This window comes from Flavivirga aquimarina (genome assembly GCF_030540835.1).
GTDB classification, from domain to species: domain Bacteria; phylum Bacteroidota; class Bacteroidia; order Flavobacteriales; family Flavobacteriaceae; genus Flavivirga; species Flavivirga aquimarina.
On the sequence record NZ_JAUOEK010000184.1, the window covers coordinates 236854 to 249964 of the forward strand.

10 protein-coding genes and 1 riboswitch are annotated in these 13111 nt (G+C 33.2%); all 10 genes read right to left on the reverse strand.

Annotation, left to right across the window (positions count from 1 at the left end):
• Window positions 1-15: 15 nt before the first annotated feature.
• Window positions 16-1263: a sulfate adenylyltransferase subunit 1 gene (locus Q4Q35_RS21125; protein WP_303280047.1), complete on the reverse strand. Its 1248-nt coding sequence runs from the start codon at window positions 1261-1263 to the stop codon at window positions 16-18.
• A gap of 169 nt (window positions 1264-1432) precedes the next feature.
• Window positions 1433-2338: a sulfate adenylyltransferase subunit CysD gene (cysD, locus tag Q4Q35_RS21130; protein ID WP_303280048.1), complete on the reverse strand. Its 906-nt coding sequence runs from the start codon at window positions 2336-2338 to the stop codon at window positions 1433-1435.
• 113 nt (window positions 2339-2451) lie between these two features.
• The gene (locus Q4Q35_RS21135) at window positions 2452-3072 is read right to left on the reverse strand and encodes a phosphoadenosine phosphosulfate reductase domain-containing protein (protein WP_303280049.1); all 621 of its coding nucleotides are present in this window, start codon (window positions 3070-3072) and stop codon (window positions 2452-2454) included.
• Window positions 3073-3077: 5 nt separating this feature from the next.
• Window positions 3078-3347 carry a DUF2061 domain-containing protein gene (locus tag Q4Q35_RS21140; protein ID WP_303280050.1) on the reverse strand — a complete coding sequence of 90 codons (270 nt, stop codon included), beginning with the start codon at window positions 3345-3347 and terminating at the stop codon, window positions 3078-3080.
• 166 nt (window positions 3348-3513) lie between these two features.
• Window positions 3514-3927, reverse strand: coding sequence for an RrF2 family transcriptional regulator (locus tag Q4Q35_RS21145; RefSeq protein WP_303280051.1), 414 nt, complete (start codon window positions 3925-3927; stop codon window positions 3514-3516).
• Between the two features lie 61 nt (window positions 3928-3988).
• Complete coding sequence (locus tag Q4Q35_RS21150) at window positions 3989-4783, reverse strand: PhzF family phenazine biosynthesis protein (RefSeq protein WP_303280052.1); 795 nt, start codon at window positions 4781-4783, stop codon at window positions 3989-3991.
• A 440-nt stretch (window positions 4784-5223) separates the two neighbouring features.
• The gene (locus Q4Q35_RS21155; RefSeq protein ID WP_303280053.1) at window positions 5224-6393 is read right to left on the reverse strand and encodes a trans-sulfuration enzyme family protein; all 1170 of its coding nucleotides are present in this window, start codon (window positions 6391-6393) and stop codon (window positions 5224-5226) included.
• A 54-nt stretch (window positions 6394-6447) separates the two neighbouring features.
• Window positions 6448-9873, reverse strand: a complete 3426-nt coding sequence (gene thrA, locus Q4Q35_RS21160; RefSeq protein ID WP_303280054.1) for a bifunctional aspartate kinase/homoserine dehydrogenase I — start codon at window positions 9871-9873, stop codon at window positions 6448-6450.
• 17 nt (window positions 9874-9890) lie between these two features.
• A complete protein-coding gene (locus Q4Q35_RS21165; protein ID WP_303280055.1) occupies window positions 9891-11165 on the reverse strand; it encodes an O-acetylhomoserine aminocarboxypropyltransferase/cysteine synthase family protein in 1275 nt (424 codons plus the stop codon).
• A gap of 158 nt (window positions 11166-11323) precedes the next feature.
• Window positions 11324-11426, reverse strand: a riboswitch (SAM riboswitch).
• Window positions 11427-11525: 99 nt separating this feature from the next.
• Complete coding sequence (locus Q4Q35_RS21170) at window positions 11526-13073, reverse strand: hypothetical protein (RefSeq protein WP_303280056.1); 1548 nt, start codon at window positions 13071-13073, stop codon at window positions 11526-11528.
• Window positions 13074-13111 lie beyond the last annotated feature (38 nt).

Genomic DNA, 13111 nt, shown 5'->3' on the forward strand with positions numbered 1-13111 from the left:
GGGCTAGGGGGCTTTTTATTGGATAAAGCCAGCTCCGACCGTATTATTGTTTTGAGTATCGATTAAGATAAACGATCCGTTTGTTCTATGATTTCTAAATTGATCGTAGAAAATTGGCTTATTTAATTTGAAAGTTACCGAAGCAATGTCATTAACATTTAATCCTGTAACATTTTCTTCTATTCCAGAATAATCTGGATTAATTTTATGATTAATTCTATCAACTTTCGCTAATACTTTATTCACACCATGTTGTACAACATACTTTCCTCCCGGTGTTAATTGGTTTGAATCCATCCAACAAACATTGGCGGTAAATTGCTTCTCGATAGTTGGCAAATCACCATCTTTTACTATCATATCTCCACGACTCACATTAATATCATTTTCTAAAGTGATGGTTACTGATGAACGTCTTGAAGCTGTTTCATACTTCTCATCATAGAAATAAATATCTTTTATTTTCGATTTTGTTTGCGATGGTAATACCACAATATCATCTCCAACACTTAAATTACCTCCGTACACTTTTCCTGCATAACCTCTAAAATCATGAAAATCTTCTGTTTTTGGACGTATTACATATTGTACCGGAAATCTTGGAGTTCCAATATTAAAAATGTCTGCTTTATCTATTTCTTCTAAATGTTCTAATAAAGCCTGACCTTTGTACCAAGGCATCTTATCTGTTTTATTTACAACATTATCTCCTTTTAAAGCACTTACGGGAATAAAGGTTATTTTTTGGTCTTGGTAATCTCTTTTACTCATCAACGCCTCAAAATCTGCTTTAATTTTATTATAAGTTTCTTCTGAGTAATCAACCAAATCCATTTTGTTAATGGCAACAACGACATCTTTAACTCTCAATAGATTATTGATAAAAAAGTGACGGTTGGTTTGTTCAATAACTCCTTTTCTGGCATCTATTAAAATGATGGATGCTTGCGATGTTGAAGCACCTGTTACCATGTTACGTGTATATTCTACATGACCAGGGGTGTCTGCAATTATGTAACTTTTCTTTGCTGTAGAAAAGTAAATATGTGCGACATCTATAGTGATTCCCTGTTCTCTCTCTGCTACCAAACCATCTGTTGCTAAAGAAAAATCTAAATAATCGTAACCTCTTTGCTTACTTGTTTTTTCTATAGCTTCTAACTTATCTGTCGTTAATGATTTTGTATCATATAGAATACGTCCTATCAAGGTACTTTTACCATCATCGACACTTCCTGCTGTTGCAATTTTTAATACTTCCATAATAAGCCCCACCTAACCTCCCCGAAGGGGAGGAATTCTTACTCGGGTGCAGTAAGAATATTGTTATTAATTTATTTTTTCAATACCTCAAGGTTTTTAAAACCTTGCAGGGTAACTTATTTTTTTATCCGCAAACCTGCTAATTCCCCTTTTGGGGGCTAGGGGGCTTTTAAAAATACCCTTGTTGTTTACGTTTTTCCATCGCTGCTTCAGAACGTTTATCATCTATACGTGCGCCACGCTCTGAAATAGTACTTTCTCTAATTTCTTGTACGACCTTAGAAATAGATACGGCATCAGATAATACTGCTGCGGTACAACTCATATCGCCTACGGTTCTAAAACGCACCAACTCTTCTATAACCTCTTCGTTTTCATCTCTATATACAACACCGTCTTCTGCAGACCATATCATACCATCTCTTAAGAATACTTTACGTTTGTGTGCAAAATAGATGGAAGGAATCTCAATATTTTCTCGTTCGATATAAGACCACACGTCTAGCTCTGTCCAGTTAGAAATTGGAAATACACGTACATTTTGTCCGTGTTCAATATCTCCATTCAACATATCGAATAACTCTGGTCGTTGGTTTTTTTCATCCCATTGTCCGAAGTCGTCACGTACTGAAAAAATACGTTCTTTAGCTCTTGCTTTTTCTTCATCACGACGTGCTCCACCAATACATGCATCAAATTTAAATTCTTCTATAGCATCTAAAAGCGTTGTTGTTTGCAACATATTTCTACTGGCATAACGCCCAGACTCTTCTTTTACCTTCCCTTGATCGATAGAATCCTGAACGTTTCTAACGATCAATTCTAATCCTAATTCTTCAACCAAACGATCTCTAAACTCGATCGTTTCAGGGAAGTTATGTCCCGTATCAATGTGCATTAAAGGAAACGGCACTTTTGCAGGATAAAATGCTTTTACCGCTAACCTTACCAAAGTAATCGAATCTTTTCCTCCTGAGAATAACAACACTGGTTTTTCAAACTGTGCTGCTACTTCTCTCATAATATAAATCGCTTCGTTTTCCAGCGAATTGATATGTGATGTGTCTTTATTCATAATTTAGCCCCCTAGCCCCCAAAGGGGAACTCTTACTCGGGCAGGATAAGAGTTTTGTTATTATTATTTATCTTCTATATACTATTTACTGCAACTGCCAACTGCACACTATTTTAAGCATGTAAACCACACTCTCTATTTTCTAAAGCTTTTGTTGGATCGAAATACTTAAATTCGTTTGGTAAATTATTTTCTTCTAAGTAGGTGTCCAGTTTTTCATCAGACCAATAGTAAAACGGACTTACTTTTAGTACACCATCTTTACTCACACTAAAAATACCTATACTATCTCTAAAGGCTGTTTGTCCTTGACGTAAGTTTGTAAACCATACTTTTGGCTTATGTTCTTCCATGGCACGTTTAAAAGGCTCTAGCTTTACTTGCTCTGTAAACAAAGCATGTTTCGGGTCGTCTACACCAGGAATCCCCATAACGACATCGCGATGAGACGATGTTTGCTTTGGCACATACAAAAACACATTTAAATCTAAATCTTTAATCACCTGCTCTGCATGTTTATATGTTTGTGGTGTATTATATCCTGTATCACACCACACTACTGGAATTTTGTTTTCTACCAAACTTACAGCATGTAAAATTGCCGCTTCATAAGGTCTAAAATTCGTAGTCACAACTGCTTCATTATTAAGCTCGATTGCTTTTTTAATGATATCGGAAGGCGAAGCACCTTCATACTGTTTGTTTAATTCCTGTATTTGATTTTCTGTAAACATCTCTTCTATTTATTTTTTCCCTTTCCCCATTTAATTGTATTCCAAAAACGTTCATGAAAAAAGTATAATACCATTTTTGTTAAAAAATCTACGGATGCAATTAAGGAGGCCATCTCTATTTCTCCTACTATAAAATAAGAAACTATTAAAGTATCTAATGTACCAACAACTCTCCAACTTAAGGCTTTTGCAACACTTCGTATAGGTTTCTCACCAACACTATCCTCTTTATAAGTAGACTTTTCTTTATTTTTTAATAACATTTGCGCTATCATTTGTCGTTGTATTATATTAATCCTATCGATTTAGTAGGAAATACAAAAATAATACTTTTTTCAACATGACAAACATAATTAACAACTTTTTAGGTTAACGGCATGATTTTGTGCTTACAGCTTCAGAAAAAAAGAAAAAATGGATGAATTTTATTAATTCGTCATGTTAAGAAGAAGATAAATCTGCTAAAGAGGTATTTCTAAATACTTTAAGTGTACTATCGCGTACCTGTATCATGAGTTTATGAACACTGCATTGATGTTCGTCTGGACAATCATCGCACTTTTCATAGTAGTTTAAACTCACACAAGGCACCATAGCTATTGGCCCTTCCAGTACCCGCATCACATCGGTCATTAAAATATCTGAAGGCTCTTGGCGTAAATAATATCCGCCATGTTTTCCTTTTTTAGAGCCTAAGAAACCTGATTTTCTAAGTGTAAGCATAATGCTCTCCAAAAATTTTTGCGGAATATTTTCACTTTTGGAAATCTCACTTATTTGCACTGGCGCATCTCCCTCTTTCTTAGCAATGTAAGTCAGAGCTTTTAGCCCGTATTTTGTCTTTTTGGATAGCATGATGCTAATATAATTAATTTATAGTGATACTCTAATACCATCTATTCATTAGTTTAATAGCTTAAATGTCCCATTCAATCAATAATTCAGACATAATCACACAATTACCTCTTAGTAAAACCCTGTTATTATCAATAATCTCACATTCTACAATACCACCTCTTTTGGAGGCCTGATATCCAATTAATATGTTTTTTGCTAATTTTTTACTCCAATAATTTGCTAAATAACAATGTGCTGAACCTGTTACAGGATCTTCATCAATACCTATAGCTGGACCAAAAAATCTTGAAATAAAATCGTATTTTTTACTTGAGGACTTGGCGGTAACTACAAATGACTTTTTACTATGAGATAACAACAAATTTAAATTAGGCTCTAAGTTTTTAACAGCCTCATCTGAATCTAGTTCTATAATACACCAATGGTTATCTAAAATAATGGCTAAAGGTTTTTCATTCAAAAATGCTTCCAGAATTTTATCTTCTCCTTCATATACGGACGCATTTCCAATTGGAAAATTCATTTCTAATCCTCCATCAACTTTTCTAACCGTGAGTACGCCACTTTTAGTTTCAAAAGCGATCACTTCATCGGCATATCCATATTTTTCAAATAGTATTTTAGCTGTAGCAAGCGTTGCATGTCCACAAAGATCTACTTCTTTGGTTGGTGTAAACCATTTTAATTGATACGTTCCTTTTTCTTTATAAACAAAAGCCGTCTCTGAAAGGTTTATTTCTTGAGCTATATCAATATAGGCATCATCTGTGAGTTTAGACTCTAAAACACAAACACCTGCGGGATTTCCTTTAAAAGGTGTATCTGTAAATGAATCAACAGTAAAAAGTCTCATTTTAATTATATAATGCTTGTTTTAAATCTTCAATGATTACTTTGATTAATAGAAATAAGAGGTTTCACCTCCTTTATTGTACGGGATAACCATAATCAGTTATACAATATAATTGTCATTTTTGTTATTGAACTCCTTTAGACTTTTTGTATTTAAGCGAAAATTAGAAGTTTTTAGCTCTGTTGAAGACTTTTTGAGTTGCATAGCAGAGTTACGGAAGGAAAAAAAGACAAAAATAGAGTTGAAAACAGCAATTTTTTAGCAAATTGAAAAAGTCTAAATGAGTTCATTACTTAAAATACTTTAAGCACAACATGTTATCACAAATTATAATTTATATTTTCCTTTTGATAGCTCTTAACTTTTTACTATTAATGTTTAGTTGTAATAAGACTACAAAAAAGAAATAATTGAGATCTTTCTAATAATAAAGAAGCACGTTAATTATTCAATGCCTGTTCTAAATCGGCAATAATATCATCCACATGCTCCAACCCAACAGACACTCTCACCAAACCATCTGTAATACTCACTTCTAGCCTATCTGCTTCAGACAGTTTACTATGTGTTGTTGATGCTGGGTGCGTTACTATAGTTCTAGTATCTCCTAAGTTAGCAGACAATGAACATAGTTTTATGGCATTTAAAAATTGACGTCCTGCTTCAATACCACCTTTCACCTCAAAAGCAACAATATTACCTCCTAGTTTCATCTGTTTTTTCGCCACTTCGTATTGTGGATGTGATTTTAAGAATGGGTACTTCACCCAATTCACTTTTGGATGATTTTCTAAAAACTCTGCTACTTTTAAGGCATTTTCGCAATGTTTGTCTACTCTTACAGAAAGTGTTTCTAAACTTTTAGATAAAGTCCATGCATTAAAGGGGGACAATGCTGGTCCTGTATTTCTGGCAAACAAATAAATTTCTCTAATTAAATCGGCATTACCAACTGTGACACCTCCTAAAACACGCCCTTGACCATCCATTAGTTTTGTTGCTGAATGAACTACCAAATGCGCACCATACTTTATAGGCTGCTGCAAATAAGGTGTTGCAAAACAATTGTCTATAATTAAAATTAAATCATGTTTTTTTGCAATACTTCCTAGCAACTCCAAATCGATAATATCAATCGCCGGATTTGTAGGAGACTCGGCGTATAAAATTTTTGTTTTTGGTGTGATACAACTTTCAATCGTTTCCGGTTTGTTAATATCAAAATATGTTGTTTCTATATTCCATTTTGGAAAATATTTGGTAAACAAGGTATGTGTTGAACCAAATACCGATCGTGCCGACACGATGTGATCGCCACTTTCTAAAAGCGCTGCAAAAGTTGCATAAATGGCAGCCATTCCTGTTGCAAATGCATAGCCACTTTCAGCACCTTCCATATTGCAAACTTTTTCTACAAACTCGGTTGTATTTGGGTTTGTAAAGCGACTGTAAATATTACGTTCTTTTTCTTCTGTGAAAGATGCACGCATATCCTCGGCATCTTCAAATATAAAACTTGATGTTAGGTATAACGGACTTGTATGCTCTAAAAATTCGGTACGTTCTAATTGTGTACGAATGGCTTCTGTTTCAAATTGTTTTTTACTCATCTTTTTTTTTCTAAGACCTGCCAGGTTTTAAAAACCTGGCAGGTCTATTTATTTTCAATTAATATGTTTAGACAACCTCAAAATATCTCCAAAAACACCTCTTGCTGTTACTTCGGCTCCAGCTCCAGCTCCTTGAATTACTATGGGTTGTTCTCCATAAGATTCTGTGAAAATTTCGAAAATAGCATCCGATCCTTTTACATGACCTAGTGTACTATCTTCAGGAATTGATACTAGTTTTACTTCTAAATTTCCTTTATCTTGAGATAAATCTCCAAATAAATCACCTACGTATCTTAGTACATGACCTTCCTCTTGCGCATCTTTTATCTTTTGAAATTCGTCATCTAAAACATCCAACTGACTTAAAAACTCCTGAACTGAAATATTCTGATAGGCTTCTGGAATTAAATTTTGAACTGCTACATCTTCAAATTCATTTTGAAGGTCTAACTCTCTGGCTAAAATTAACAACTTTCTGGCAACATCGTTTCCAGAAAAATCTTCTCTTGGGTCTGGTTCTGTAAAACCTTTATCGATGGTCTCTTGAACAATGACACTAAACGGTTTATCTTGTACTGAAAAATTATTAAATAAATAGCTCAATGTTCCTGAGAAAACCCCTCGTATTCTGGTAATATTCTCTCCAGATTCATGCAATAGTTTGATGGTATCTATTAACGGTAAACCAGCTCCTACCGTAGTTTCATATAAATATTGCTTATTGTTTTCTTCTAATTGCAAACGCAACTCCGAATAAAACTGATGTGAAATTGTATTGGCTATTTTATTTGATGATACCAAATCGAAACCGGCTTCTACCAACGGCACATAATTTGTGTGAAAATCTGAACTTGCTGTATTATCTACTGCAATTAAATTTTCTAAATGGTGTGCTTTCGTAAAATCGATAATGTCTTGTATAGAACTTTCTTGTGATGTCAATTTTATATTCTCCTGCCAATTATTTTCTACACCATTTTTGTTTAAAAGGAGTTTTTTAGAATTAGCAATTGCAAATACATTCAGGTTAATACCTTTTCTTTTTTCTATATCGTCTTTCGACTTTAAAATCTGATTGATTAAAGCGCCACCTACTAAACCGTGTCCAAAAATGGCAATATTTATCTTTTTTGAAATTCCGAAAATCTCACCATGAATTACATTCATGGCTTTATGCAATTGATTCTTTTTAACCACTAAACTCACATTCCTTCCTGTCACTGTATTGTTAAACAATAAAGGTGTAATCTGGTTTTTAATTAATGCATTAAATGGTTTATGGAACGAGCTTAATTCAATTCCTATAATTGAGATTACAGAAACATCATCTATTACTTCAATCTTATTAACATCTTGCGAGTAAAAATCGTTTTCAAATTCACGTTCTAATGCTATAACTGCTTGTGTTGCCTGTTCTGCATTTATAATTAATCCGATACCTCTTTCTGATGACCCTTGAGAAATAATACTTACACTAATATCATGAATACTAAGAGCTTTAAAAATTCTGGCATCCACTCCTATCTTGCCTAACAAACCACGTCCTTCTAAATTCAATAGAGCGACATCATCTAAAACTGATAAGGATGTTACTTCTTTAGAACTTGGTTTGGCTGTAATTAAAGTGCCTTCATCATCTGAATTAAACGTATTTAAAATACGAAGGCTTATATTCTTTTCTACTAAAGGAATAATGGTTTTGGCATGCAAAATGGTGGTTCCGAAATTAGCTAACTCATTCGCCTCACTAAACGACAATTCTCTAATTTTTTGTGCATCGGCAACCAAATCCGGATTGGCTGTATAAATACCATTTACATGGGTATAGTTTTGCAACTCTTCGGCATCTAAATAATTGGCCAATAAAGCTGCTGTATAATTACTTCCATTTCTACCTAAAGTGGTTGTTTCATTTTTCGAATTAGACGCTATAAACCCAGAAACAATATTAACCGTATCACCATTATTTTGTTTAAAATAGTGCCTAACATTATCTTTGGTCAACTGTGAAATAGGTTGTGCATTACCAAAGGCGTCATCGGTTTTAATTAATTCTCTGGCATCGGTAGCTTTTGCTTTAATACCACGTTGATTAAGCAATGCCGAAACCAATTTAATAGACAATAATTCACCCTGAGCCAAAATTTCATCTTTTGTTTTTTGACTGCAATCGCGTAATAAGCTAACACCTTCAAAAAGCTTTTCGAGAATTGAAAACTGTTCGGAAAAATCTATGGTTTTTAACGGTGCTTTTTGGTATGTTTTAAAAGCATCTAATGCATCCTGAAAAGATGCTCCTTTTAAAGCTTTATTTAAAACCCCTTCCAGTTCGTCTGTAGCCTGACCCCTTGCAGAAACTACAATGGTAATTCTCTCACCGTTCTTGACTTTATTTTCAATAATGGAAAGCACTTTCTCTAAACCATCTCCATTGGCTAAAGATTTTCCTCCAAATTTTAATACTTTCATTTTTCTTTTTTTAGAATCCGGCACAAAAATGCCTTCTATAATTTTTTCTAATTGTTCGTATTCCATTAAAAATGCATCATGCCCATGTACTGAATGTATCTCATTGTAAGTCACATTAGGATGCGTTAATGCCAACTGCTTGTGGGTTTGTCTGTTTTCTTCTGCTGTAAAAAACAAATCGGAATCTACGCCCACAATATGGATATTAGCATCAATGCGTTCTAAAACAACCTGTGCCGTACTTGATTCAGTATTAAAATCGTCGGCTCTGTTTTTAGTAACATCAATCGTTTTTAATAATTGATTCATCAATTTATAAGCCGATAATTGAAAGCGTTCCTGCAATTTTTTACCGTGATGTAGTAACCAACTTTCTACATTAAAAATCTCTAAATCTTCATTTTTAGAGCGGTGAAAACGTTCTTTGAATGATTCTGGAGTGCGGTAACATAACATGGCATGCATTCTGGCATCATGTACCGGGTTTCTCGAATTTAACAAAAACTGTTCTTGTATTTGGCAATTAGCAATGAGCCAGTCAGTCGATTTCCAATCGGTTGCTACAGGTATTAAATGCTCTGAAACATCTGGTTTTATAACAGCCATTTCCCAAGCAATACCACCTCCTAAGGAACCTCCTATGATAGCGAAAAGCCTACCGGTATTTAATTCTTTAAGGCCTGTTAAAAACAATTTCGCAATATCTCTGGCAACAAAATCTTTATAGTTATCGATTACAAAACCATCAAAACCATTCCCTGGAATATTAAATGCTAAAACAGTATATAAATTAGTATCTATTACTTTATTGGCACCTACTAATTCTTTCCACCAACCATCTTCTCCGGCAACATTACTGTTACCAGTTAAAGCATGGTTTACCAAAACTACTGGCGCTGTGGATAAAGCTTTACCAAAAAGCTGATAACTCAGTTTAATTTCTGAGACTAAAACACCTTTTTCGGTTGTGTAATTTGGAATTACAATATGTGACAATGTATCTTTCATTAACAGTTATTTAAAGCTTAAATTTCACCAAAAGCAGCTTTTAAATCGGCTTTTAAATCTTCGATATCTTCTAAACCAACCGATAACCTGATGAGGTCTTGAGTCACACCAGCTGATTCTTGTGATTCATTACTTAGTTGTTGGTGCGTTGTACTTGCTGGATGAATAATTAGCGATTTAGTATCTCCTATATTAGCTAATAATGAAAATATCTTAGTCTTATCTGCTATTGTTTTAGCAGCATCGTAGCCTCCTTTTGCACCAAATGTAACAATACCACTTTGTCCTTTGGATAAATATTTATCTGCTAAAGCTTTGTATTTATTACTTTCTAAACCTGGATAATTAACCCAAGTAACTTCATCTTGTTTTTCTAACCATTTTGCAAGTTCTAAAGCATTTTTGCTATGTTGTTTTATTCTTACCGGCAGGGTTTCCAAACCTTGAATAATATTGAATGCGTTTGTTGGACTTAAAGCACCACCAAAATCTCTTAGCCCTTCTAAAATTAATTTAAAAGTATATGCCGCTGCTCCTAAGGCTTCATTATAAACTAAGCCATGATACCCGGCTGAAGGTTCTGTAAATTCAGGAAATTTTCCGTTTGCCCAATCAAAAGTACCGCCATCAATAATAGCACCTCCTAAAGAGGTTCCTTGACCACCAATATATTTAGTAAGCGAGTGAATTACAATATTTGCTCCATGCTTTAATGGGTTTAATAATATCGGAGTTGCTACCGTATTATCAACAATAAAAGGCACGCCTGCTGCTTTAGAGTGTACGGCAATTGCTTCTAAATCTAAAACATCTAATTTTGGATTCCCTAAAGATTCTACAAAAAATGCTCTCGTATTGTCTTGTACTGCATCTTTAAAATTATCAGGATTAGAAGCATCTACAAATGTTGTAGTAATACCTAATCTTGGCAAGGTTACACTTAATAAATTATAGGTTCCTCCATATAAACTACTGGATGCTACAATATGATCTCCTGCTTTTAAAAGCGTTAATAATCCTGTTGAAATGGCAGCCGTTCCCGAAGCAAATACAACTGCTCCAATACCGCCTTCTACAGCAGCTAGACGTTCTTGAAGAATTTGATTGGTTGGATTATTAAGCCTGGTATAAATAAACCCTAACTCTTTTAATGAAAACAGATTTGCTGCATGATCTGAATTGTTAAAAACATAGGATGTTGTTTGATAGATAGGTACTGCTCTAGTACCTCCATTAGTTGTAACATCATGCCCTGCATGTAATGCGTTTGTTGCTAATTTTTGTGTACTCATTTTTCTAATTTTTTAGTTAATTATTAAATAAACCAAAAGTCAAATGCGCTTATAAAAGCGTACTTAATAGAAAAATGTTATAAAGAAAATTTAAAAATTACTAAAAGTAATTTCGTTTGGTTATCTATCCGTTAAATCCTGAAACTGTACTGAAAATAAATTCAACAATTTTAGGACGGGGTAGAATTTAGCACCTTCTTTATTAATAAAGGGTTGCTAAGGTTTCATCGGGTCTAATCCCTCCGCCTTTCTTGATAACATTTCAATAAGTGATTGAACTTTGTGAATGCAAATATTCGTTCAGAAAAAGTTAATATCCAAATTTTTTGATAGAAATTTTTATTTTTCTCTCAACCAAATCTATTTATGCTTCATATCATGGAACTTATTTCTAATGACTAAACCAATCGGTCTGTTCTGAATTTTCGATTCTAACCACGAAATAATATCTAAATATAAAAAGGCGCGACTTTGATAAGGGTCGTTTTCAAACTCTTTCAATTTTTTATGTAATTTTATAAATTCTTTCCTAACTTCATTAGGATAAATGTCGCCTAATCCTCTTAAAAACTTAATAAACTCTTTTTGCACTTCATATAAATCTTCCATTTTAATTAAAAACTTATAAGTACTTCTAATTAAAACATCTAAATTATAATCCAACCCTGCTTCGTAATGTGCTACAAGGTTTAATATTCTTGAAAAACACAATAAATCTTCACGCATTTGTAATGATTTGTTGCTTATTATTTTTTCTAAAAAGTAAATACACTTTTTATTCTCTCCTACACCAAAATACATACTTGCAATCTTGTAATAGAATACCATAATGTGATGTTCATCAATACGGTCTTTATAGTTTTTTAAACGCTCTAAGACCTCATCAATTAAAGGTAAACCAGCTTCAAAACTCCCATTAATAAAGTGTAAGTTGAATTTATTATTATAAATGTATAAAAACGTTAACCCTTCTACATTATCATCAATAGGGAACCATTTTTCTTTTGTAACGGCTTCTAAATTTAAAAGGGTTTCTTTAAATTTCTCATACTGCCTTAAATAAAATAATGCTTCGAGCAAATAGTGATTTCCTTTTAAAAAAAAGACAGGGTTTAAGATAATCATATCTTTATTTCCATAAAATAGACCTACCCATTTAGAAGCATACTTATAACTTGCTAAAAAATCTGAGGTTAAAAAACTATACCACAAATAAGCCTTATATAACCAAAGTTTTTCTCTAAAACCTAATTCATTTATATCATATTTTGGTAGCCTGTCGTTAAAATATTTAGTGACTCTACGATTTTCCTTATCATCTTTTATATAACCTGTTTTTAAAAACAGACCATACAATTGAAGTGATAAATTAGACAATTTACTGGCTATGACATTTTGCTGACTTAATTCTTTTGCCTGTACAGACAACTCATCTGCTCTATTATTAAGACTTCTGGTAATATATTGAGATTCAATTATTTTTTCAAGCTCTACAATTTCATAAGCAATATTCTTTTCTTCATTGGCAATGGCCAAACTTTTAGATTTATCCAGTATTTTTAAACTTTGTTTATATAGCCCTTTATGATATAAAATGGTGGCAAAATCTAATTGTTCGCGAATTTGAATTCTAATATTTTGATGAGAAGGGTTTAGCCTTAAACTAATTAAAATTTGCTTATATAAATGCGCTTTTAAATTGGAAAGTTGCTGTTTTTTTACAATGCCTTTTTTAAGAATAACGGCTTCATCGTAGACAGAAAGTTTATCAAGAATATTAAAGAGTGTCAAGAATTTTGAGTCTTCATTTACTCCCAAACGACCAACATAAAGTTTAAACTGCCTCTTTTCAGATTTAGATAGTGACTTTATTAATACAAACAAGTTATCTTTTTGCTCTCTTGTCATAGTTGTAAAAACAATATTAAAATGCTGATTTTCAGTTG